The organism is Nocardioides caldifontis (genome assembly GCF_008087345.1).
GTDB classification, from domain to species: Bacteria; Actinomycetota; Actinomycetes; order Propionibacteriales; family Nocardioidaceae; genus Marmoricola_A; species Marmoricola_A caldifontis.
In genome coordinates, this window is the sequence record NZ_ML701735.1 from 496,769 (window position 1) to 520,416 (window position 23,648).

General features: G+C 72.7%; 18 protein-coding genes. 8 read left to right on the forward strand and 10 right to left on the reverse strand.

Annotated features, from left to right (window positions below; all coding sequences use genetic code 11):
- Positions 1-88: 88 nt before the first annotated feature.
- Positions 89-1,921: a glycoside hydrolase family 16 protein gene (locus FIP57_RS02315; RefSeq protein WP_148571530.1), complete on the forward strand. Its 1,833-nt coding sequence runs from the start codon at positions 89-91 to the stop codon at positions 1,919-1,921.
- Positions 1,922-1,940: 19 nt separating this feature from the next.
- The gene (locus FIP57_RS02320) at positions 1,941-2,897 is read left to right on the forward strand and encodes a sulfotransferase family protein (protein ID WP_148571533.1); all 957 of its coding nucleotides are present in this window, start codon (positions 1,941-1,943) and stop codon (positions 2,895-2,897) included.
- Here FIP57_RS02320 and FIP57_RS02325 read toward each other — a convergent pair.
- Positions 2,881-4,416, reverse strand: a complete 1,536-nt coding sequence (locus FIP57_RS02325; RefSeq protein ID WP_148571534.1) for an oligosaccharide flippase family protein — start codon at positions 4,414-4,416, stop codon at positions 2,881-2,883. The two genes, FIP57_RS02320 and FIP57_RS02325, sit on opposite strands and share 17 nt — an antisense overlap.
- 202 nt (positions 4,417-4,618) lie before the next feature.
- Here FIP57_RS02325 and FIP57_RS02330 point away from each other — a divergent pair, with 202 nt between their 5' ends.
- Together FIP57_RS02330 and FIP57_RS02335 are read left to right on the forward strand one after the other, a co-directional pair.
- A complete protein-coding gene (locus FIP57_RS02330) occupies positions 4,619-5,899 on the forward strand; it encodes a hypothetical protein (RefSeq protein WP_148571536.1) in 1,281 nt (426 codons plus the stop codon).
- Positions 5,896-6,726, forward strand: a complete 831-nt coding sequence (locus FIP57_RS02335; protein WP_148571538.1) for a hypothetical protein — start codon at positions 5,896-5,898, stop codon at positions 6,724-6,726. The genes FIP57_RS02330 and FIP57_RS02335 overlap by 4 nt, the downstream gene beginning before the upstream one ends.
- Before the next feature lie 28 nt (positions 6,727-6,754).
- Here the strand turns inward: FIP57_RS02335 and FIP57_RS02340 are convergent, their stop codons facing one another.
- The 5 genes from FIP57_RS02340 to FIP57_RS02360 form a co-directional block, all read right to left on the reverse strand.
- Positions 6,755-9,217, reverse strand: coding sequence for a PKD domain-containing protein (locus tag FIP57_RS02340; RefSeq protein ID WP_148571540.1), 2,463 nt, complete (start codon positions 9,215-9,217; stop codon positions 6,755-6,757).
- 22 nt (positions 9,218-9,239) lie between these two features.
- Positions 9,240-10,385: a hypothetical protein gene (locus tag FIP57_RS02345; RefSeq protein ID WP_148571542.1), complete on the reverse strand. Its 1,146-nt coding sequence runs from the start codon at positions 10,383-10,385 to the stop codon at positions 9,240-9,242.
- A gap of 128 nt (positions 10,386-10,513) precedes the next feature.
- Positions 10,514-12,832: a fibrinogen-like YCDxxxxGGGW domain-containing protein gene (locus FIP57_RS02350; RefSeq protein ID WP_148571545.1), complete on the reverse strand. Its 2,319-nt coding sequence runs from the start codon at positions 12,830-12,832 to the stop codon at positions 10,514-10,516.
- Positions 12,833-13,005: 173 nt separating this feature from the next.
- Complete coding sequence (locus FIP57_RS02355; RefSeq protein WP_148571547.1) at positions 13,006-13,899, reverse strand: sulfotransferase domain-containing protein; 894 nt, start codon at positions 13,897-13,899, stop codon at positions 13,006-13,008.
- A gap of 3 nt (positions 13,900-13,902) precedes the next feature.
- Positions 13,903-15,327, reverse strand: a complete 1,425-nt coding sequence (locus FIP57_RS02360) for a Wzz/FepE/Etk N-terminal domain-containing protein (protein WP_162529657.1) — start codon at positions 15,325-15,327, stop codon at positions 13,903-13,905.
- Between the two features lie 138 nt (positions 15,328-15,465).
- Between FIP57_RS02360 and FIP57_RS02365 the strand changes: the two genes are divergently transcribed.
- From FIP57_RS02365 to FIP57_RS02380, 4 genes are read left to right on the forward strand one after another with little or no spacing between them, the layout of a single operon-like run.
- Positions 15,466-16,803 carry an O-antigen ligase family protein gene (locus FIP57_RS02365; protein WP_148571551.1) on the forward strand — a complete coding sequence of 446 codons (1,338 nt, stop codon included), beginning with the start codon at positions 15,466-15,468 and terminating at the stop codon, positions 16,801-16,803.
- Complete coding sequence (locus FIP57_RS02370; protein ID WP_148571552.1) at positions 16,800-17,294, forward strand: glycosyltransferase family protein; 495 nt, start codon at positions 16,800-16,802, stop codon at positions 17,292-17,294. Before FIP57_RS02365 ends, FIP57_RS02370 begins: the two co-directional genes overlap by 4 nt.
- Positions 17,291-18,655 (forward strand): glycosyltransferase, encoded by a 1,365-nt coding sequence (locus tag FIP57_RS02375; protein WP_162529658.1) that lies wholly within the window; start codon positions 17,291-17,293, stop codon positions 18,653-18,655. The genes FIP57_RS02370 and FIP57_RS02375 overlap by 4 nt, the downstream gene beginning before the upstream one ends.
- Positions 18,652-19,566 carry a glycosyltransferase family 2 protein gene (locus FIP57_RS02380; protein ID WP_148571556.1) on the forward strand — a complete coding sequence of 305 codons (915 nt, stop codon included), beginning with the start codon at positions 18,652-18,654 and terminating at the stop codon, positions 19,564-19,566. The genes FIP57_RS02375 and FIP57_RS02380 overlap by 4 nt, the downstream gene beginning before the upstream one ends.
- A gap of 87 nt (positions 19,567-19,653) precedes the next feature.
- Here FIP57_RS02380 and FIP57_RS02385 read toward each other — a convergent pair whose 3' ends face one another.
- The 4 genes from FIP57_RS02385 to FIP57_RS02400 form a co-directional block, all read right to left on the reverse strand.
- Positions 19,654-21,114 carry a sugar transferase gene (locus tag FIP57_RS02385; protein ID WP_162529659.1) on the reverse strand — a complete coding sequence of 487 codons (1,461 nt, stop codon included), beginning with the start codon at positions 21,112-21,114 and terminating at the stop codon, positions 19,654-19,656.
- Between the two features lie 465 nt (positions 21,115-21,579).
- Positions 21,580-22,164, reverse strand: a complete 585-nt coding sequence (gene pth, locus FIP57_RS02390) for an aminoacyl-tRNA hydrolase (RefSeq protein ID WP_148571560.1) — start codon at positions 22,162-22,164, stop codon at positions 21,580-21,582.
- Positions 22,161-22,829 carry a 50S ribosomal protein L25/general stress protein Ctc gene (locus FIP57_RS02395; RefSeq protein WP_148571561.1) on the reverse strand — a complete coding sequence of 223 codons (669 nt, stop codon included), beginning with the start codon at positions 22,827-22,829 and terminating at the stop codon, positions 22,161-22,163. Before FIP57_RS02395 ends, pth begins: the two co-directional genes overlap by 4 nt.
- Before the next feature lie 278 nt (positions 22,830-23,107).
- Complete coding sequence (locus FIP57_RS02400; protein WP_148571563.1) at positions 23,108-23,605, reverse strand: hypothetical protein; 498 nt, start codon at positions 23,603-23,605, stop codon at positions 23,108-23,110.
- Between the last annotated feature and the right edge of the window lie 43 nt (positions 23,606-23,648).

The following is a 23,648-nucleotide window of genomic DNA, read 5'->3' on the forward strand; positions in this document are numbered from 1 at the left end:
CACGGAAGCCGGACGCCTCGGGCTCCGGCTCGAGAAGGCCCCGGGTGGGAGCCAAGGGGCCCGGCACACCACTGTTGGGAGGCAGTCCGTGCGCAAGATCTGCGTGAGCATCGCCGTCGCGGCGTGTGCAGCGGCCACCACGCCGCTCGTCACGTCGGCGGCCGTCACCACGACCTCGTCGTCGCCTGTGGTGCAGCCCGCGGCGAGGGTCGCGTCGTACTCGTTGGACCGGGTCATCAAGGACCCGCGGATCCAGGAGTCGAGCGGCCTCGCCCGCAGCACCTACCGCCGCCCGGTCCTCTGGACCCACAACGACAGCGGCGACAAGGCCCGCATCTACGCCGTCGCCGGCAACGGCAAGACCCGCGCCACGCTCCGGCTGCGCGGCGTCCGGACCGTCGACGTCGAGGACATCGCGCCCGGGCCGCGCCACAAGATCTGGGTCGCCGACATCGGTGACAACAGCTGGGACCGCAACGAGGTCGTGGCCTACCGCGTCCGTGAGCCCCGCAAGCTGAAGAACCGCGCCGTGGACGCCACCGCCTTCCGGTTCCGCTTCGAGGACGGCCGCCGCAACGCCGAGGCGTTCCTCGTGCACCCGCGCACCGGCCGCGTCTACGTGGTCAGCAGCCAGAAGGAGGACGCGGCCATCTACGCCGCCCCGGTCCGCCTCTCGCGCACCCGGACCAACGTGCTCACCCGGGTGGCCGCCGCGCCCCCGCAGGTCACCGCCGGCTCGTTCACCCCGGACGGCCGCACGATCGTGCTGACCAACTACCAGTACGTCTACGTGTTCGCCGGCTCGCCGTCGGCGTACCCGACGATCCTGACCAAGCCCCGCCTGTCGCAGGGCGAGTCGCTCGAGGTCACCAAGGACGGCCGCAAGATCCTCGTCGGCTCCGAGGGCCGCCGCAGCAAGGTGCTGCGCACCCCGCTGCGCAAGTGGTCGGCCTCCGCGCCCGGCTCCCCGACGCCGGTCGAGACGCCGACGGAGACCCCGAGCGAGACCCCGACGGAGACCCCGACGGAGACCCCGACCGAGACGCCGACCGGGACCCCGACCACCACCCCGACCACCACCCCGACCACCACCCCGACCACGTCGCCCACGACCACCCCCACGCCGTCGCCGACCACGACTCCGAGCCCGACCAAGACGCCGACGCCCACGCCGACGCCCACGCCGACGCCGGTCGACCCCAAGGGCTGGGCGCTGAGCTACTCGACGACGTTCGACAACCTCACCGGCTGGACGGTCTACAACAACCAGACCCAGTCCAACGACAACTCGATCAACATGGCGAAGAACGTCACCGCCGGGTCGGGTGGGCTCAAGATCCTCGGCAAGCGGGAGTCCGGCTACAGCCGGCCGTACACCTCCGGTGAGATCGTCGGCAAGTCCGGCAACCTCGTGGTCCCGAACTACTTCCGCGCCGAGGTCACCGGCTCCTTCGAGGACGCCTCCGGGATCTGGCCCTGCCTGCTGTGGTTCCGCCCGAACAACGCCTCCGACGGCGAGATCGACGTCATGGAGTGGATGGGCGGCATGTGGACCGGCGACCAGAAGCGCGTCGCGATCACGATGCACAACGAGTACGGCGCCACGCAGGACTCGATCAAGAAGCCGCTGCTGCTGAAGTCGAACTCCTGGTTCGACCCCAACGCGGTCCACACCTACACCGTGGAGAAGCTGCCGGGCTCGATCACGGTCTGGATCGACGGCCGCAAGATCAGCACCTTCACCGCGGCCGACAAGGGCTGGTGGAACCGGATCATGGAGGTCGAGGGGCGCACCTGGTACCCCCGGATCACCCTGCAGATCGGTCAGGGCGCCTCGACGAAGGTCGTCCCGAACCCGGGCGCCGCCTTCGACGAGACCACCGTCTCGGTGACCTCGTTCAAGATCTGGAAGCGGTCCTGAGCCGCTAGGATCCACGACCATGACCGAGGGGGACCAGGTGGGCCGACCCGCCCACACGTCAGCGGGGATGCCGGACTTCGTGGTGATCGGAGCCCAGAAGTCCGCGTCCACGTTCCTCCAGGACCAGCTCGCCCAGCACCCGGCGATCGAGATCGCCGAGGGCGAGGTCCGGTACTTCGAGGACCCGTTCTACAGCCCCGAGGCCGTCGCCACGCTCCCGGAGCTGTTCTCCTCCCCGGTCGGCAGCACGCTGCGCGGGATCAAGCGGCCGGACTACCTCGGCCACCCGGAGGTGCCGGCCCGGCTCCACGAGTACCTCCCGGACGCCCGGCTGCTGGTCGTGATCCGGGAGCCGGTTGCCCGCGCGGTGTCGGCGTACTACCACTACGTGCGCCACGGGTTCGCGCCGCTGATGCCGCTCGACGAGGCCTTCGAGGCACTGGTCGCGGGCACCCTGACCGCGCGCTACCCGCGGTCGGCCGAGGTGCTCGACTACGGCCTCTACGGCAAGCACCTGTCGCGCTACCTCGAGCACTACCCCGTCGAGCAGCTCAAGGTCTTCGAGCAGAAGACGCTCACGGCCCAGCCCGAGCCCTCGCTCCGGTCGGCCTTCGAGTTCCTCGGGGTGGACACCTCCTTCGTGCCCGACACCACGTCGTACGTCTCCAACAAGGGGGTCTACTCCCCGTTCCGGCTGCGGCTGCTGCGCACCAAGAACCGCTTCGTCTACGACTACTCCGCCGACCTCCGGCTCCGCCGTCCGCGGAAGCCGTCGCCGCTCGGGTGGGCCTACAACGCCGCGGTCGTCGGGCTCGACCGGACCGTCCTGAGCCGGTTCGACGACGGCCGTCCGCCGGCGCTGTCGGCGCGGGCGCGGGCGCAGCTCGAGGAGTTCTACGCCCAGGACCGCCAAGCGCTGGAGCCGATCCTCGCCCAGCAGGGCGTCACGGCGCCCTGGCTCAGCCGGAGCGCGTGACCCGGCTCCGGCCGCCCGGCAGGAGCGCCCGGAGCTCGGAGATCCGCAGCCGCTCGGCGTCCCAGCGGCAGTAGAGCAGCAGGCAGACGCCGCTCAGCGCAGCCGCCACCAGCAGCGCGCCGAGGTGGTTGCCCCACAGCCACGCCACCACGACCGACGGCACGCCGACGCACCCGACCACCGCGAGCACGATCGCCCCGATGCGGCCGACCGCCGGGCGGATGCCGGTGAACCGGAAGACCTGCACCATCGCGAGCGTGGTGTCGAGCGACATGCACGCCGCCCACGAGATCGCGGCGCCGAGGATGCCGAGCGGCGGCACCAGGACGAGGTTGAGCACCACGTTGACGGTGAACACCGTGGCCTTGTTGATCGCCCCCCAGCCGCTGTGGCCCGACATCAGGAGCAGCGACTGGATGTTGCCACCGGCGAGCAGCATGACCGCGCCGAGGCAGAGCACCCGCATCGGCAGGACGCCGTCGTCGAAGTCGGGCCCCATCAGCTCGAGCACCGTCGGCGAGAAGACCGCCAGGAGCACGTAGATCGGCGCGCCGAAGAGCAGGATCCAGCCGGCGGTCACGACGTACAGCTCCTGCACGAGGGCGTGCTTGCCCGCCGCCAGGGCGGCGCTGAACCGCGGGGCGACCACGATCCGCAGCGCCGTCAGCACGATGACCCCGGCGCTCACGAACCGCGACGCCGCGGCGTAGACGCCGGCGGCGGCCGGCCCGGCGATGATGCCGACCAGGACCACGTCGAACCAGATGATCGACTGCTCGAGTGCGGACGCGAGGGTGCGCGGCAGCGCGAAGCCGAGGATCCGCCGTTGCAGGGCCGCCGTCGGGAGCATCCGGCCGTGGGCCAGCTCACGGCGCTCGAAGCGGCGCACCTGGCGGCTCAGCACCAGCAGGGCGGCGAGCACCCCGACCACGAGCGGGGCCGCCCAGGCCAGCGCGGCGGCGATCACCGACCCGCCGAGGGCGGTCACCACCAGCACCGCGAGCGGCCGCGCCGTCGGGACCCCGATGTTCCCGATCAGGTTGAAGGGCAGCACGCCGCCCAGCCCGCGCGTGGCGGCCAGCGCCACCAGCATCACCGAGCCGAGAGGCAGCGCCCAGGCGATCGAGGTGATCGCCTCGGCCACCTTAGTGTCAGGGATGAGCAGGGTGGCGACCATCCAGACCGCCGCTCCGGCCGCACCGGCGACCGCGGCGCTGGCCAGCAGTCCGAAGCAGGCGCCGCGCACCTCCTCGGGGGCCTCCGTGCGCAGCCTCGGGATGATCCAGACCGCGGTGGTGTCCATCCCGAGCCGGGCGAGGCTCAGCCCGATCATGAACGAGGCGACGGCCTGCATGACGACGCCGGAGCCCTCGGCGCCCAGCTGGCGGGCGAGCACGACGACCAGCACGAACCCCATGACGCTGCTGGTGGTGGAACCGGCCAGCGTGACCGCTCCCCCACGGGCTGCGCCGCGGAGCTCCTTGGTGACCCCCTCCGTGGCGGAGTCGCTGGCGGTGATGGTGGGCCCCCTGCAAAAGCTCGTGCGCGTGACGCGGAACGATCCATTCTAGGCGGCCGGGGTGGCGGCCCGGGCCCGATCTGTCCGAAAGGGGCACCCCTGGGCCGCGGGGGTGGCTGCGTAGACTGCGGTCGCGCTGCGCTGGGCTGCAACGGGCTGTGCTGGGCTGCGCTGGAGATGGGCCGGAGATGGAGGGGGCGCGGTGGGACCCGGGGTCGACACGAGCGCATCACCGGCCGTGGTGCCGGCGCCGCTGCGCCACCTCGTGGAACAGCTGTGGGCACCCGCCCTCGAGGGCGGCGGTGTCCGCGTGGTCAGCCGCGGGGCGCCCTCCGCCGGGTGGACCGTCGCCGAGGAGTACTACGCGGTGCCCACGCTCGACCGGGCCACGATGCTGCTGCCCGCGGGCGACCGGGCCGTCACGGTCGGCGCGCTGCTCAACTACCGGGGGCTGCGCCGCCCCGTCCCGAACCTCCAGCGCACCGTGCTCGGCGGGCTCGTCCGTGCCGGCGGCGCGCTCCCCTTCCCCCGCGTGCAGGTGCAGGTGCATACCCCCGACGACGCGGCGTCGCTCCCCCTCGCCCACGTCGCCCGGGCCCTCGGCCGCGACGAGGTGCGCGCCTCGGTCGGCGTCCGCACCGGCGCGAACCGGAAGGCGACGCTCCAGCTGGTCGACGCCGAGGGGGCGCCGGTCGGGTTCGCGAAGCTCGGGTGGAGCGCCGCCAGTGACGAGGCGGTGCACCGGGAGTCGGCGGCCCTCGCGGCGACCGCCACCGGTGCAGCCCGGAGCCCGGGGCTGCTCGCCACCGGCACCTACGGAGACCACCTCTTCCTCGTGAGCAGCCCGCTCCCCCTCGATGCCGTGGGGGTGCGGGCCGACGTACCACCGCCGACGCCGCAGGAGCTCGCCGCGCTCGCACCGGTCGTGCGCCGGGCGCCGCTGCGGACCAGCGCCCAGCTCCTGGGGGTGCAGCGGCGGGCCGGGAAGCTGCCCGCCGACCCCGCCGCGAACGAGGTGCGCCCGCTCCTGACGAGGCTCGTCGAGGCGCTGCTGGCCGGCGACGTCGAGCTGCCGATCACCGCCCGCTGGCACGGCGACCTGACGCCGTGGAACTCCGCGCGTGACCGGGCAGGCGTCCTGTGGTGCTGGGACTGGGAGTCCAGCGAGCCGGACGCCGTCGCGGGGCTGGACTCCATCTACTGGCACGTCACCGTGCAGACCGAGACCGGCGCCCGGCTCGAGGTCCCGACCGTGCAGCGCGCCTTCGAGCTCGCCACCCCGCAGCTGGTCGCCGCCGGCATCCCGCGGGAGGCGCGTCCGCTGGTCCTCGGCGTCTACGTCGCCACCATGGCCGAGCGGGCCTGCTCCCTCGCAGCCGGCCCCGGCGGCTGGGAGGAGGAGTGGGTCACCCCGGCGCAGCTGGTCGACCTGCTCCGCCACGCGATCGACCAGGTCGCCGGTGGCGGGACGGGCCCGGCATGAGGCGTGGTGCGCGGCCGCTGGCGGTCCTCGCCTGCGCCACCCTGCTCGCGGTCCAGGGGTGCCAGGAGACCGTCGCCCCGGTCAAGGACCAGCCCTCGGCCTCCCCGTCGCCGACCGAGGACGTCGCCCTCCCCGACGCCCCCACGGTGCTGCTCCAGGTCCCGGAGGACGGGGACGAGATCGAGCAGGTCGGCACGGCGGAGGTCGACGTCAACCACGAGTCGGTCAACGGCGGGGAGCTCGCGGTGGTGCCGGGCTGGGAGGACGAGCCGGCCCTCGACTTCCCCGAGTTCACGACCGCGAAGCGCTACCCGCAGGCCGTGGTCCTCGTCGACAACATCCACGAGGACGATCAGCTCTCCCCGGGCACCCGGTCGTTCTCCTGGGGCGCCGACTTCCTCCTCGACGAGCGGACCACGGGTGGCGCCGACGACGGCGACAACCTGGTCCAGCGCGGGCTGGCCAGCCAGCCGGTGTACTTCAAGGTCGAGGTCGACAACCGGCACGCCGCCTGCACGGTGGGCGGCACCAAGGGCACGGTCTACGCCCGCAACTACCTCGACCTCGTCCCCGGCCGCTGGTACCGCGTGCTCTGCACCCGCGAGGGCGACTCGGTCAGCGCCGTCGTGACCGAGATCAGCAGCAGCGGCGGCGGGCGGCCCACCGTCACCACCCGCGTCGGCAACATCGGCGACGTCACCTTCAAGGAGTCGACGATCCCCTTCGTGGTCGGCGGGAAGGTCGGCTCGGACCACCGGCTCGTCGAGGACAGCGAGGTCTTCAACGGCCTGGTGATGAACCCGCTGTTCGACATCGCCGACGACTGACCCGCGGATCGGTGTCAGCCGGCCTCCTTCAGCGCAGGGAGGTGAGCTCCGCGCGCAGGTCGAAGGTGAGGTCGGTGCTCCCCCGGAACCGCACGTGGCTCTCCACCGCGACGACGTTGGTGCCCGAGGCGAGCAGCCCCACCGGCACCTCGACCACGACCGGGGCCGCGTTGGCGACCGCGGTCGACGGCGACGCGGTCGCGTAGGTGGTGTGGGTGACGGTGCCCGTCGGCATGCCGCTGCGCGCCACCTCGACGCCGTTGACGTAGACCACCACGCCGTCGTTCGCCACCGTCGTCAGCCGGAGCCCGGCGACCTTCGTGGGGTCGGCGACGGTGAACGAGCGGCGGAACTGGGCGGCGACCGGGCGGTCGGTGGTCGTCGCCGACGGCGCCAGGTCGGTCACCACGCTGCTGTGGCCGTAGCCGAGCACCGCGTTGCCGGTCGCCCAGGCCGAGGCGTCGAAGGCGGTCTGCGTCCAGGTCGCCTCCGGCGCCGTCGTCGAGTAGCGGTAGGACCACGACGAGCCGTTCGCGATCGCCGTGGTGGTCACGGAGCCGCTCGTCGGGGCGACGGTGCGCACCGCGGTCCCGACGTTGCCCGCACCGTCGGTGACGCGGAGCGTGACGGTGTAGCTGCCCTCGGTGGCGTAGGTGTGGCTGGTGGTCGGGGACGTCGACGTCTCGGTCGTGCCGTCGCCGAAGTTCCACTGGTACGACGCGATCGGCCCCTCGGCGTCGGCGGAGCCATCGGCGTCCAGGGCGACCGTCAGCCGGTCGACCCCCGCGGTGAACGCCGCCGTCGGTGGCGTGTCGGCGCTGGGCTGGACGTGGGCGGTGACGTCGGCGTCGAAGGTGGCGTCGCTCGAGGAGGCGGTGTCCTGGTGCAGCTCGACCGCGATCGTGTTCGGACCGAGACCGAACAGCGAGGGGTCGAGCGCGAAGGTGCGCATCTCGTTCTCGCCGCCGCCGGAGCGGCCGGTCGACGCCCGGGTCGTGTTGCCGATGGTGCCGGTCGGCATGTTGTCGCGGAACGCCTCGACGCCGTTGACGTAGACCACCGCGCCGTCGTCGGCGGCGAGCAGCATCTCCACCTCGTCGCCGAGCCTGGTGACGTCGAACGTCGTCCGGAAGTACGACGTGAGGTAGCGCGACGTCGTCGAGGGGCCGAACCCGATGACGGTCTCCTCGTCGCCGTCGCCGTACCCGAGCTGCGGGCGTCCCGTGCGCCAGCCGCTGTCGTCGAAGGTCGTGGTGTGCCACCCCGTCGGTCGGGTGCCGCCGTCCCAGTACTTCCAGGTCGTCGTCGAGTCCACCCACTGGAGCTGCTCGGTGGTGGGCGACCCGCCGCCGACCCGCGGGAAGAGCGCGAGGCCGCGGGCCGGCACCTTGCTCACCGTGGTGAAGTCACCGCCGACGACGAGCCCGGCGTCGCTGGCGTCGAGCGCCCAGACGCCCCAGAACTGGTCGAAGGTCGGACGGAACCCCGGGTCGAGCGCGCCGGTGGTCGCGTCCGCCGCGAGCAGCTTGATCGTCGTGTCGCCCTGGAACCCGTCGTGGAACCCGAAGTAGACGGTGCCGTCGTGGAGCTCCACGGCCTGGATGTCGCCGTTGGCGGTCTGGCGCCACTGCCGGGCGCCGGTGGCGGTGTTCCAGGAGCCGGCGGCGTTGGTGCCGCCGCCGGCCGCGAAGAGCCGGGAGCCGTCGGGCGCCAGCTCGAGGTCGAGGGTGGGCCGGGCGGCCGAGGCGAAGACCGTCGAGGCCAGCGCGCCGGTGGCCGCGTCGACCCGGGCCATCCCGTTGCGGGACACGCCCCCGACGGTCGCGAAGTTGCCGGCGAGGTAGAGCCGGCGGTTCGCGGCGTCGAGCGCCAGCCCGAAGACGTTGTTGTTGGCGTTCGCGTTGAACGCCGGGTCGACCGTTCCGGTGGTCGCGTCGACCTTGGCGACCCGGTTGCGGGTCGTCGTACCGACGGTCGTGAACGCGCCGCCGAGGTAGAGCGACCGGCCGTCGAGGGCCATCGCGCGCACGGTGTCGTTGGGCGCCGGGTTGAAGGTGGCGTCCACAGCGCCGGTCGCCAGCGAGAGCCTGGCCACCTTGCCGCGGGCGACACCGCCGATCGAGGTGAACGAGCCGCCGGCCCAGAGCGACGTGCCGTCGCTGAGCAGGCTGCGCACCGGGCCGCCGCTCGCGTTGGCGGAGAAGTCGGCGAGCGGCGCCCCGGTCGCGAGCGAGAACGCGGCGAGGTTCTGCCGGGCCAGCGTGGCGCCGCCGGTGCCGAGCAGCGTGCGGAACTGGCCACCGACGTAGACGGTGTCGCCGACCACGAGGGTGGCGTAGACCGTGCCGTCGACCTGCCAGGCCGGTTCCGGGGTGTCGTCGACGTGCACCGCCGCGGAAGCGGCGGGCGCCGTGACCGAACCCAGGGACAGCGCCAGCAGGAACGCGGTCAACAGGGCGAGCGAGACCCGTGGGTGCGACGGGTGCGACATGGTGTTCCTCAGGGTGGGAGGGTCAGCGAAGGAAACGCGCCCAGCCCCGGGCGGTCACACCGCCGGCGCTGGTGAACTCGCCACCGATGACCAGCCCGGCCGCGGTGGCGTCGATGGCGAACACGCCCCAGAACCCGACGACGTTCGGCCGGAAGCTCGGGTCGATGGCGCCGTTCGTGGGGTCGGCCGCGAGCACCTTGAGGCGGGTGTTGCCCTCGTAGCCCTCGTGGAAGCCGAAGTAGACCTCGTTGTTGAAGAAGCGCACCGCCTGGGTGTCACCCTCGGCGCGGCGCAGCCAGGGGCGGCCACCGGTGTCGGTGCGGTAGGCGCCCAGCACGTTGCTCTGGCCGACGACGAAGATGCGGCTGCCGTCGGTGTTGATGTCGAGCCCGAACTGCGGGCGCACGCTGGCGGGGAAGTTCGGCCCGGCCACGGCGCCGTTGGTGGTGCTCACGCCGCCCAGCCCCACGCGGCTGCCGCCACCCAGGGTGGTGAAGTTGCCGGTGGCCCAGAGCCGGTTGCCGTCCGGGCTGAGCCGCAGCCCGCTGACCCAGCCGTTCGCACCGCGGTTGAACGCGGTGTCGACGACGCCGGTGGCGGCACGGACCTCGGCGAGGTTGCTGCGGGTGGTGCCCCGGACGGTGGAGAACTGCCCGCCGATGTAGAGGTCGTTGCCGCGCACCTCCAGCGCCCGCACCATGCCGTTGGTGTTCGCCTGGAAGGAGGTGTCCACCCCGCCCGTGCTCAGGTTGAGCTTGGCGACGCGGCCCCGGCTGACCCCGCCGATGCTGCTGAACGCGCCACCGACCCACAGCGACGAGCCGTCGCTGACGATCGTGCGCACCGAGCCTCCGTTGTTGACGTTGGCGGCGAAGCCGGTGACCAGTGCCCCGTCGCTCAGCCGGAAGGCGGCCAGCCCCCGACGGGTGACGTTCTGACCCGTCGGGCTCGTGGCGGTCGTGAACGTGCCGCCGACGTACACGACGTTGCCGACGATCTTGGTGGCGAGCACCCGGCCGTTGACGGTCCAGCTGCGCGAGGCGGTGTCCCGGACCGTCACCTCTGCGTCGGCCGGCAGGGCGGCGCCCCACCAGAGTGCCGCCATGGCGAGCAGGACGGCGAGCAGCGCCTTCGACGAGCGCACGGACGAGCGAGCAGACGTGAGCATGGACAACCCCCCAGGCGAATCCCCAATGAACCCCAGACCCAAGGTAAGGGCCCCAGGTGGAGTGGTAGATGGGCCGTTCGGGCCAGCTTTACCGAGCCCGAACGGCCCACCGAGGACCGGAGGTCCCGTTACGGGAGGTCCAGCACGGGGGTGGTGGCGGAGTAGTTGCCTGCGCCGTCCACGGCCCGCACGAAGAACCTGTCGTCACCACCCGTGGGGACGGTCAGCGTCTTCACGTTATTGCTGGTGAAGGCCACCGGACGGTCGTCGCGCAGCACCTGGTAGCGCACCCCGCCCCCGGCGTCGGTCACGCCGTTCCACGAGAGCGTCACGCTGTCCGCGGTCTGACCGCTCGCGGTGAGCCCCGTCGGCGCCGCCGGCGCGGTGCTGTCCACCTTCGGGAAGCGGGCGAAGCCGCCCGACCACTGCGCCGCCTTCGAGGGGGTCTTGACGGTGGCGATGTCGCCGCCGGCCCAGACGTTGCCGAGGGTGTCGACGGCGAGGGCCCACACGCCCCGGTTGAGCCGCATCGTGAAGGTCGGCGTGAAGTCCGGGATGCGGGCGCCGGTGGCGGCGTCCCAGGCTCCGAACCACGACAACGTGTCGGCCTGCGTCCACCCGTTGCCGAGCGTCGACCAGGTGTAGGCGTCCTGGTAGGACCACCCGTCGCAGTGGCAGCCGGCGTAGAGGATGCCGCCCGCGTCGGTGATCGCCTGCACGTCGCCGTGGGTCTTCATGATCGAACCGCTCGTCCGGGCGAAGCTGGAGGTGCTGAACCCGAAGAGGCTGTGCTCGGAGCCGCCGACGAACACCGTGCCGCCGACCTCGTCGATCGCCTGCTGGTAGGTCTTGCTGGCGTTGCTCCACACCGGGTTCCAGGCCGGGGTGGCGAGCGGCGCGCCCGCGGTGTTCATGATCGCCGCGGCGTTGCGCGCCGTCACCCCGTTGGCCTGGGTGAAGTGGCCGGCGACGTAGACGCGACTGCCGTCGGTGGAGCCGTCCACGGCGTAGACCGCGCCGTTGAGGTTCGGGTTCCACCCGGTGGCCGGCGTCCCGTTCGTGGCCGAGACCCGGCCGAGCATCTTCATGTAGCGGGCGACGGTGCTGCTGCCGCCGGTGAAGTGGGTGAAGTTGCCGCCGACGTAGAGGTTGCCGCCCTCGACGTCGAGGGCCCGGACCCGCAGCACCTGCTTGGCCTGACGGTTCTCGATCTTCAGCGTCCATCCCGGCGCGGTCGCGCCGGTCGTCGGGTCGAGCACCACCAGGGCGGTGGCCGCCTGGCCGTTGGCCTGGGTGAAGTCGCCGCCGGCCACCACACGGCCGTCCGGCAGCGTGGCCAGGGCCCGCACCTGCTCGTTCAGCACCGGCCGGAAGCTCGAGACCCACTCGCCGGTGGTGACGTCGAAGGCGGCGAGGAACCGCTGCTCGACCCGGCCCGTGCCGGCTGCGTCGCGTTGCACGTAGCGGAAGTTCCCGCCGACGTACATCAGGTTGCCGGACTGGGTGAACGCCTGCACCTCGACGTCGCTCTCACCGGTGGTGGCACCGGCGGTGCCCGCCACCCCCCACGGCGAGACCAGCGCGTTCGACCGCGGGACGGCCGGGCCGCTCCACCCCGGAACCCCGGAGTCCGGGAGGGCCGTGAACCCCGCGGTCGAGGTGACCCGCGGCCGCAGGTAGACCTGGGTGTAGGGCAGCGCGCTGGCGCCGTTGTCCGCCGAGCTCCAGAGGTACGACGTGGCGGCCTTGCTGCCGCGCACCGAGGCCCCGAAGGCGAACCCCTGCTTGTAGCCGTTCGACTGCTTGGGCGTGGTGTCCACCCGCCGGTAGGCGGTGTCGGTCCCGAACGACGCGGTCGTGCCGCCGGAGCCGGTGCGGCCGTCGATGACGTAGGACCCGACGGGGTGCTCGGCGCCGAAGCTCCACACCCAGCGGTCGCGGCGCGCCATCTTCAGCTGCGCCTCCTGCCATGCGGTGCCGGCCGTGTTGGTCGCCCGGCGGAGCCGGATCCCCTCGGCGAGCGCGTCGACGCGGCCGCCGTCGAGGAGGGCGTCGACCACACGGGAGGAGAGCTGCGTGGTCGTTGCCGACATCGGCGCGAGGTCCGGGGTGAGCAGGTCGGCGGCGTTGCCCTTGCCGTGGTAGTCGTCGGTCCACCCGTCGCGCCCCTTGCCCACGAGGACCCAGCCCCCGCCGTCGGTGACCATGTCGCAGTAGAACTGCTGCGGCTGGGCCATCTTCGAGGTGAGCAGCCAGTAGGCGCCGCTCGGCACCGTGGGCCTCGCCTGCTTGATCTCCCAGCAGGAGCCGGCGGCCGAGGCGGCCGTCGTGCCGAGCTCCGCCGCCGTCGGCGCCGCGAAGGCGGTGCCCGGGCCGCCGGGCACGAGCCCGACCGCTCCGGCCGCCAACGTGGCCCCCGCCGCCAGGGCAGCCTTGAACCGCCGCATCCCCCACCCCTGTCTCGGCGCCCCACGCGCCCGTTGCCCGGGGAACCTCGGACGGTCCCGGCCCCGGGACAACGCTACGGGGGGCCGGGCGTTTCGTCGCGGTCCATCCGACTCATCCCTTACGGGCCGACAGTCCTGTTCTCGACGGGATCAATCGGAAAGCGGCGAACCGGTCAGGAGCTCCAGCCGAGCGGCCTGCCGAGGAACTCCTCGAGCTCGGCGTTGTGGGGGGCGAAGTACGCCGTGAGCTCGGCGCGCGCGGCCTCCGGCATCAAGGACGTGGCCCGGCTCGCGTTGAAGGGCCGGGTCGTCGGCAGCGTGTGGCTCGGGACGCCGAGGAAGGAGCAGACCTGGTCGAAGAACGCCTGCACGTCGAGGTACATGTCCTCCGAGCGGAGCACCAGCAGCTGCTCCTGGGGGAAGACCGACAGCCAGTTCTTCAGCTGGGGCAGGTAGATCCCGCGGGCGCGGTAGGTGTACCAGTCGTGCGCCTCGGAGTAGTACGTCGGGTCGGCGAGCATCCGGTCGAGCTCCCCCGCGGTGCGCGCCTCCTCGGCGGCCAGGGCGTCCTCGAACGACAACGGCTCGACGCCGTTCTCGATCCGCTCCTGGTAGTGCGACCAGGCCCGCTCGACCGGGTCCCGCAGCAGCGCGACCGCGCGTACGTCGGGAGCGACCTCGGCGACGTGCGCCGCGATGCGCGGGTCCCACATGTAGTACGGCGACGCCTCGCCGCCGACGGGCTCGTAGCCGAGCCGGCGCGTCAGCAGCCGCCGGTGCTCCCGGGTGTGGAAGTGCGAGCGGTACCAGGCGGCGCCGCGGTGGCGCTCCTTGAAGAAGTAGTCGGTGCTCTTCTTCCCCCGCGACTGCGGGAAGAGGCCGAGCACCCCGGGGTGCATCAGCAGGTAGTTGAACAGCGAGGTGGTCCCGCCGCGCTTGGTGCCGATGACCAGGAAGTCCGGCGCGGGACGCCGGGACGCGGTGGCCAGCGCGTAGCGCCGTGTCCCCGCGTTGGCCAGGTCCTTCACCCAGCGGGGCGAACGGTCCTTGAGGTCGGCGGCGCCCACGGCTCAGCCCTTGCGGTGGAGCAGGACGGTGCCGACGATCCGGGCACCGACGCCACGGACCTCCTCCGCGACCCGCCTGATCTCCTGCACCCGCGCGCGACGGCGGGGCACGACGAGGACCACCGACCCGGCCCGGCGTACGGCGGTCAGGCGGGCGGACTGCGGCGCACCCGCCGGGACCGCGACCAGGCAGACCGACTCGGTGGAGCCGTGTCCGGCCGTACCACCGGCACGGGCCGGGACCGGGCGCAGGTCGGCGGCGGGCGTCGAGGTCACGGTCAGCGAGTCGAGCCGGGTGGAGCGCAGCTGGACGGCACCGCCCGCACCCCCGCCCGCGACCGGCTCGAGCGCGAGGTCCTCGCGGAGCGTGGTCAGGTAGTCGTCGGGGTGGTCGACGAGGAGCAGCTCGACCGACTCGCCGCGCTGGGCGAGCATCTCGGCGAGCCCGGCGGCGACGTTGCTCGGCCGCCCCGTGTGGTCGTCGACGACGGCGACCTGTCGGTGGTGGCCGAGGGCCGCGAGCAGCCGCTCGCGGACGATCGCGAGGTCGTCGCGGGCCGCGCCGTCGAGGATCCCGGCCGGACGGTGGGTGGACCGGACGGTGCCGAGCAACCGTCCGCCGTCGGCCCGGGACAGGTCGACGTCGTCCACGACACGCCGGTCGAGGGCGTCGCGGACGAAGGCGACGACGACGCCGACGAGGAGGCCGATGACGAGCCCGCCCAGGACGAGCAACGTCCGGTTGGGGCTGAGGAAGACCTCGTTGGCGGTGGCGGGCGTGAGCACCGTGCCGCCGGTGGTGTCGATGCCGTTCACGGCGTTGATCTGCTGCAGCAGGCTGTCGAGCTCGAGGTTGAGCAGCTGCCGGTCGCTGTCGGCCTGGATCGCGCGCGGGCTGTTCGGCCGGGCCGCGGCGAGCCGCTCGTTGACGTCGCGGAGCGCCTCGCGGAGCTCGTTGCGCTGGGTGGTCAGCTGCGAGGTGATCGCGTCGAGCTTCGCCTCGGCCTGGGCCGACCGGTAGGCGATGTACCCCTCGGCGACCGCGTCCGCGCCGGTGACGGCGTCGTCACGGTCCTCGTCGGAGTAGGAGATCCGCAGGACGGTCGCGTCGCTGATCAGCTCGGCGCGCAGCCCGGCGCGGACCTCCGAGGGCCGGATCCCGTCACCGATCGCGAGCGCGGCGCCCGAGACCACCTCGGCCGAGCGGGCGAGCTGCACCTCGGTCTGCGGGTCGAGCAGCCCGGACGGCTCGCGGGTGTAGTTGAACGGCTCGGCACTGATGACGTTGACGTTGACCAGCGCGGTCGCGGTCGCCTCCGGCGGCCGGAGCGCGAGGTAGCCCAGCCCGAGGCCGGCGCCGATCGCCCCGCAGAGCACGACCGTGAGCCAGCGCCGTCGGAGCGCGGTGAGGTAGCGTCCGAGCTCCACGGACGAGTTGTCGGCACCAACGGACACGGGCTTCCCCCAGCGGACTAATGAGTCGAAAGCGGCGCCACCACGCGCCGCAGCGCGACTAGACTAGCCAGTCGAGTCCGCATCTGTTCGCCGACCTTGGAGATCCGCCCTGTGACGCAACGCCTGCTGGTGCGCTCCGAGGACTCCGCACCGCCCCCTCCGTCGGGGGGTGTGCTCCCGCGCTGGCCCTTCGCCGCGCTCTTCGTCGGGTTCCCGATCTGGTGGGTCCTCGGGCTCGTCGACGTGGCGTGGATCATGGTCGCCGCGGTCATGTGCCTCTACCTCGCCCAGGTCCGGCTCCGCGTGCCGCGCGGCTTCGGCGTCTGGCTGCTCTTCCTGCTCTGGGCGGGCGGCTCGGTGATCATGGTCGGCGGCGGCATGGACCTCGTCGGGTTCGCCTACCGCTACCTGCTGTACGTGGCCTCGACCGTGCTCGCGATCTACGTCTACAACGCCCGCGAGCAGATCACCTCGCGCTACGTCACCGGCTGCCTGACGGTCTGGTGGCTGGTGACCGTCGCCGGCGGCTACCTCGGCGTCGTCCACCCGAGCGGGGTCTGGCGGACGCCGGCGAGCTGGCTGCTCACCGACTCGCTGCTCAACAACCAGCTGGTCAACCACATGGTGGTGCGGCGGTTCGCGCAGTACAACCCGGACTCCTTCCTCCAGGTCGCGCCGCGGCCGAGCGCGCCGTTCCTCTACACCAACAACTGGGGCAACGTGTTCTCCCTGCTGCTCCCCTTCGTGCTGGTCTACATGTGGCACGTGCGAGGCGAGCGCAAGTTCTGGTGGCTGGTGGCGGCGCTCCCGGTGTCGGCGGTGCCGGCGCTCCTCACGCTCAACCGCGGCATGTTCATCGGGCTCGGCATCGCGCTGCTCTACGCGGCCGTCCGGCTCGCGATGCGCGGGAGCTTCAAGGCGATCGGTGCGCTCGCGCTCGTCGCCGCGCTCGGGTCGGCGCTCTACATGGTGCTCCCGATCCAGGAGCGGCTCGCGGGCCGGCTCGACAGCTCGGCCGACGCGACCAGCAACGACACCCGCGCCTCGCTCTACCTGCAGGCGATCGAGCTCGTCCCCGACTCGCCCTTCTTCGGGTACGGCGCCCCGCAGGCCGGGGCCGAGAGCGGCGCGGCGCCCGTCGGCACCCAGGGCCAGATCTGGATGCTGCTGGTCTCCCACGGCCCCATCGCGAGCATCTGCTTCGTCGCGTTCTTCGCCATCGCCCTGCTCGGCGCCTGGAGACGCATCGACCCTGTGGGCACCGCCGCCCAGACGGTGCTGCTCGTCGGGCTGGTCGAGCTCCTCTACTACGGCATGCTTCCCAACGGCCTGCCGATCATGATGGTCGCAGCGGCCCTCGGGCTGCGCCCCACCGACCCGCCCCCTGACGCACCACCCGACTCGCCGACCGACGCCTACGAGGCGGCCGCGCCGGGACAGCCGGCATGACCGCCGCGAATGCGGACCGGGCCACGACGGCCCGGCGGGAGCGGATCCTGCTCGTCGGCAGCAGCGGCGGCCACCTCGCGCAGCTGCTCGCGCTGCGGCCGTGGTGGGAGGAGCACGAGCGCGCCTGGGTCACGTTCGACACCGCGGACGCGGTCGGCGCCCTCCGTGACGAGAAGCACGTCACCTGGTCCTACCACCCGACGACCCGCAACATCCCGAACCTGCTCCGCAACACCGTCCAGGCGGTCGCGGTGATGCGCCGGTTCAAGCCGACGGTGATCGTCTCGACCGGCGCCGCGAGCGCGGTCCCCTACTTCGTCCTCGGCCGGGCGGCCGGGGTCCGCACCGTCTACATCGAGGTCTTCGACCGCATCGACAGCGCCACCCTGACCGGCCGGCTCGTGCGGCCGTTCACCGACCTGATGCTGGTCCAGTGGCCCGAGCAGGCCCCGCTGTACGACGACAGCGTGACGATCGGGCCGCTGCTGTGACGGGCCGCCGGATCACCGTCGTGGTCGGCACCGACCACCACCCGTTCGAGCGGGCGGTGCGCTGGGCCGACGACTGGCAGCGCCGCCACCCCGAGGAGCAGGTCACCGTCCAGCACGGCTACACCCGTGCCCCCGAGGTCGCCGCGGGCGTCGAGCTGATGGCGCCCGACGAGCTGAGCGCGCTGCTCGCCGCCTCCGACGTGGTGGTCACCCACGGCGGCCCCGGCACGATCATGGGCGCCCGCAACGCCGGCCACCACCCGCTGGTCCTCCCCCGCGACCCGCTCCACGGCGAGCACGTCGACGGCCACCAGATGCACTTCGCCGCGTGGGCGGCCGAGAAGCAGCTGGTGCAGCTCGTCGACACCCCCGAGCGGCTCGACGAGGAGGTCGACGCGCTCGGCGAGGCCGGCACCCGGGTGACCCGCTCGGAGGCGGAGGTGACCGGCGCGAGCGCCCAGCACCTGGCCCGGCTGGTGGACCAGCTCGACCGGCGCCGGCTTCCCGCCTCCCCCGGCGCGACGACGGTGCTCTACCTCGCCGGTGCCGACCCGACGTCCACCGCCCGCGTCGCCCGGCTGCTGCAGGAGCAGCCCCCCGGCGCGCCCCTGCTCCACGAGGGCTCGCTGACCGAGCTCCGCGGCTGCTCGTGCGGGAAGCCGGCCGCGGAGTGCGCGTTCTGGTGCGACGTACGCCGTCTGGTCGAGGCCAGCGGCGCCCCGGCCGCCGACCCGCTGCCGCTGCCGACCGGCCGGTTCCGGCGCGACCTCACCGTGCTGCTCGCCGGCCGCAAGCGGCTCACCGGCAGCCTGCGCCGTGACGTGCTCCGCTACGCCGCCGCCCGCCGGGCGCTCTACGACGCGGTGCGGGAGGTGACCGACGCGCCGTACGTCGTCGACGCGGGCCCGTCCGCGCCGCCGTTGGTGGCGCTGTCCCACGACCGGATGATCGACCTCCGGGTGCTCCACGTCGTGCGCGACGTCCGCACGCTGGCGGCTGCGGGGCCAGGCTCCCCCGGGCAGGTCGCGTCCCGCTGGGTCGCGCAGAACGCCGCCGTCGAGGTCGTCCGCCGGCGCGGGGTCCCGGTCGCCAGGCTGCGCCACGAGGAGCTGGACGCCGACCCCGCGCAGGCGCTGGCCGCCGTGCTCCCGGCGCTGGAGCTCCCGGACGCGCAGGACGGATCCCTCGGCGCCACGCCCGCGGCCCCCTGGCTCGACCACGTCGGCGCGGTCGACGAGCCCGGCAGCGCCACCGGCGCCACCGGCGCCGCTCGCCCGCTCGACCGCGGCGAGCTCCGCCGCGTCAACGCGGTCGCGCTCCCCCTGCTGCTCAAGTACGGCTACCCCAGGAGCTGGATGTGACGCACGATCCCGTGTCCGTGGTCATCGCCACGCGGAACCGCCCCGAGATGGTCCGGGAGGCGATCGAGGCGGTCCGGGTGCAGGACTACCCGGGCCCCGTCGAGGTCGTCCTCGTCTACGACCAGTCGGAGCCGGACCTGAGCCTGGGCACCGACGACCCGCACCGCTCCGTCCGGGTGATCGAGAACCAGCACTCGGCCGGGCTGGCCGGTGCCCGCAACACCGGCATCGAGGCCGCCACCGGCACCTACGTCGCCTTCTGCGACGACGACGACTACTGGCTGCCGACCAAGGTGTCGCGCCAGGTGGCACGGCTCTCGACGTCGCCGGACGCGGTCATGGTCACCTGCGGCATCCGCGTGGAGTACGACGGCGAGACGTTCGACCGGGTGCTCGAGCTCGACGAGGTGCCCTTCGAGGAGATGCTCCGCGACCGGCACACCGAGCTCCACCCGTCGACGTTCCTGATGCGCCGCCAGCCGCTGCTCGACCGTGTCGGGCTCGTCGACGAGGCGGTGCCGGGCGGGTTCGGCGAGGACTACGAGTTCCTGCTCCGCACCGCGAAGGACCAGCCGATCGCCAACGTGCGTGCGCCGCTCACCGTGGTGCGGTGGGGCAAGCAGTCATTCTTCTTCCGGCGCTGGGAGACCATGGCCGCAGGGCTGACCTGGCTCCTGGATCGCTACCCGGAGTTCGAGGGGTCGCGGCGCGGCTCGGCCCGTGTGAAGGGACAGATCGCCTTCGCGCAGAGCTCGATGGGCCACCGCAAGGACGGGCTCCGCTGGGCCGGCCGTGCTCTTCGCAGCAACCCGACCGAGCCCCGGGCCTTCCTCGCCGCCGCGGTGGCTGCGGGTGTGGTGAAGCCTGACCGGGTGATGGAGCTCCTGCACCACCGCGGCAAGGGGATCTGACCCTCGTCGCGCGACGGACACGGAGAAGGGCACCTGCGGCGCAGGTGCCCTTCTTCTTGTCAGAGCTGCAGGAAGACCCGCTGTCGCTCAGTAGGCCCCACGGCCGCTGACCACGGCCTTGAGGGTCTGGGCGCAGATCGCCACGTCACCGGCGAGGCTCCAGTTGTCCGCGTAGTAGGTGTCGAGCGCCGCGGCCTCCTGGAAGGTGAGGTCGGAGCGACCGCTGACCTGCCAGAGCCCGGTGATGCCCGGACGGACGGCGAGCCGACGGAGCGTGTCGGAGTCCATCGCCGCGATCTCCTCGGGGAGGTGCGGCCGCGGCCCGACGAGCGACATGTCGCCCTTGAGGACGTTGAGCAGCTGCGGCAGCTCGTCCAGCGAGGACTTGCGGAGGAAGGCCCCGACCCGGGTGATGCGCGGGTCGGACTTCATCTTGAAGAGCACCGAGTCGAACTCGTTGTCCTGCGTCAGCTTCTGCTTCTGCTCCTCGGCGTCCTGCACCATCGTCCGCATCTTGTAGACGGTGAAGGGCTTCCCGCCCCGCCCGACCCGGACCTGCTTGAACAGCGCCGGCCCGCGGCTGTCGAGCCGGACCGCGGCCACCATCGCGAGCAGCAGCGGCGCGAAGAACACCAGGAGCACCGCGGCCAGGACGCGGTCGGCGCCGGCCTTGATCGTGCGGACGACCGTCGAGGGGCGCGGCGGGCGGACGTCGAGGACGCCCAGCCGGTCGATGCTCCCCGGCGAGATCCGGTGCGGCGCCACCGACTCGGTCAGCCCGATGACCCCGATGTTGCAGTTGCTCGCCTCGAGGGCCCAGGTGAGCCGGCGGAAGGTGTCGCTGGTGATCCCCTCGCCACGGTGGACGACGACCAGGTCGGCGTGGAGCTTGCCGACGAGCCCGCGGGCGGACTCCAGCCCGGCGACCGTGGGGACGCCGAGGATCTCCTGCGGGGCCGAGTGGGCCGGCAGGTCCTGCTCGACGAGCATCCCGCCGACGACGTGCATCCGCGAGGTCCGGGCCCAGCTGGTGATCGCGGTGGCGACCGCCGCACGGTCACCGACCACGACGACGCGCACGGGGGCCTGGAGCCGCCAGCGCAGGCTCCGGCAGAGCACCGAGGTCGCGATGCCGGCACCGACGGCGGCGAAGGCCTGCGGCACCTCGTCGCTCGGGATCCCGGCGAAGCCGACCCCGGCCGCGACGGCGGTGAAGGGCAGCAGCGCGCTGCCGGCCACCGCGCGGAGCTGGTGGGTCAACGGTGTGGTCACGGCCCGGCCGCGGTAGTAGCTGCCGAGCACCCAGGCGGTCAGCACGAGCAGCGCCAGGTAGGGGCGCGGCGCGACGGCGAACGCCGCGGCGGCCCCGGCGGCGAACGCCGTGAAGACCTCGAGGTGGAGCCCCCACTCACGCAGCCACAGCGCGAACGGCCGGACGGTGGAGACACCCACCGTCTCGGGCTCGCCCGCCGCGACGACCGGCTCGAACGGAGGGGCGGAGAGGGTGGCCGTGCCGCCCTTGTCCACCGCGCCCAGCTGCCGGGGCACGACCCCCGGGATGGTGGTGCGGAGCCCCCCGGCGTCCACACCGTCGTCGGCGCGCGCGATGGCGCCTACCGCTGCTGTCCCGGCGGGGCTCCCCAGCCCCTGGTCCGTGACAGAAGCGTCACTGATACCGCCCTGCATGGCGCACTACCCCCCGGTATGCGTGAATCGTCCCCTGGTCTTGCCAACACCCAAGTCCCCCATGGGTTTGGTTGGCGTGGCCAGAATCTTCCCCCAACCCCCAAGCTGCTACAAGGTCCGACGCGGGAATCGGGACCTCCGACGCCGCCAGAAGGCCCTTTCCAGGACGAAGGTCCTGGAATCAGACACCGCGGACAGGCTGATCGAGCTCCCGTTGAGCCGCCCCTCGTGGCGCGCGGGTGCAGCCGGCCACGGAGGAAGCGGACCGACGATCGGTGTCATCCGGTGACACCGATCGTCGGTCCGCTCGCGAGCTCGCGGCCTGCGTCAGCCGTTGAACCGCGACTGCGTGATCTCGAGGCCGTCGTTGACCAGGCTCTCGACTGCGTCGGCGGCACGGTCGACCTGGAAGGGCAGCACCTTGCGCTCGGCCGCCGAGTAGTCGGAGAGCACGAAGTCGGCGACAGGCTGGCGCCCCGGGGGCCGGCCGACGCCGACGCGCACCCGGTAGTAGTCACCGGTGTCGAGGGCCGCGCGGACGGAGCGCAGCCCGTTGTGCCCGTTGTCGCCCCCGCCCCGCTTGACGCGCAGGGTGTCGAAGGGGATGTCGAGCTCGTCGTGGACCACGACGAGCCGCTCGACGGGCAGCTTGTAGAAGGTGAGCAGGGCCTTGAGCGGCCCGCCGCTCTCGTTCATGTACGAGCGGAGCTCGGCCAGGACGAGCCGGGGACCACCGGGGACGAGCCGCCCCTCGACGACGACGGCCCGCCCCGACTTGTGGTTGCGGAACCCCGACCCCATGCGGTCGGCGAGCTCCTCGACGACCTTGTGGCCGACGTTGTGGCGGTGACCCGCGTAGGTGGGGCCGGGGTTGCCCAGCCCCACCACGAGCCACGCGTCACCCTCGGTCACGCGGAGGGGTTCTCCTCGCCGGCCTCACCCGGCTCGCCGGCGACGGCCGACACGGTCTCCTCGCCGCTCTCCGGCTCCTCGCCGGCCTCGGCGACGGCGTCGCTCTCGGTCTCGACCTCGAGCTCGACGGCAGCGGTGACGTTGACGACCAGCGCCTCCTCGTCGACCTGCAGCGAGGTGCCCGACGGCAGGGTCAGGTCCTTCGCGAGGACCTGGGTGCCGGCCTCGGCGCCCTCCACCGAGACCTCGACGGACTCGGGGATGTGGGTGGCCTCGGCCTCGAGCGATATCGTGGCGTGCTCGATCGTGACGACCGTCTCCGGCGCGGCGTCGCCGACGGTGACCACCGGGACGTCGACGGTGACCTTCTCGCCACGACGGACGATCAGCAGGTCGACGTGCTCGAGCTCGCCGCGGACCGGGTGCCGCTGCACCTGCTTGGGCAGCGCGAGCTGCGTCTCGCCCTCGAGCTCGATGCTCAGCAGGGCGTTCGCGCCGCCGTGCTTGAGCGCCATCATCGTGTCGTGACCCGGGAGGGTCACGTGGACCGGGTCGGTGCCGTGGCCGTAGAGCACGGCGGGCACCTTGTGCGCCCGCCGGATCCGGCGCGCGGCACCCTTCCCGAACTCGTTGCGGGGCTCGGCCTGGAGCCTGGTCTCGGACATCGGGGGCTACTCCTCCTGGTCGTACTGCGTGGTCTGCGAGAGATCGCTGCGTCGCACGTCGGGAGGGGTCCGGCCCGCTGGGCGCGGCCTGACGCCGCGCTGGGGCGTGCGGCTGGAGGGCCGCACGGACAGCGTGACCGCGTCGATCACGGAGCGGGCCCGGAGGCCGGAGCCACCAGGTCTCCCTCGCCGAGGCAACCGCAGAATCCTAGCGGGGCCGCCCAGGCATTGCGAATCGGGCCGCTCCACCCGGAGCGGCCCGACCCGTCGCACGAGGATCAGGTGAGCGGGCACCCCAGGTTGTTGTCCCGGTCCAGCCGGGAAGCGAGCTCCAGCATCGTGCCACGGTTCTTCGAGGCGAACGCGGCGTTCACCGACTTCACGAGGGCCGGCCGGTCGAACTCACTGGGCTCGTAGCGGCGCCACGGGAACGCCAGGTGACCTGCGCCGTCGTCGTACGACGCGTTCAGGTAGGCCGCCACCGCGGCGCGGGCGAGGATCTTCGCCGCGCCGTCGAGCCCGCCGCCACCGCCGCCCTGGAGGGCCTGCAGCAGCGTCATGTTCTTGGTGCTCTTGTAGAGGGTCGCCTTGGCGAACTTGCTCCTCAGCTTGTCACCGGGCCCGGCTTCCTGCCAGCTGTCGTGGTGCTGCTGCACCTTCCAGTAGCCGGGTGTGCACCCTTCGGTGGTGCCTCCGTTCGTGGCGTTTGCCGCGGGAGCTGCGAACGCGATGGATGCCACCGCAGCGGACAAGGCGAGGCTGACAGGCTTCTTCACGGGACCCCCAAGTCACCAGTAGGAGTGCGGCCACCCGGCCGCA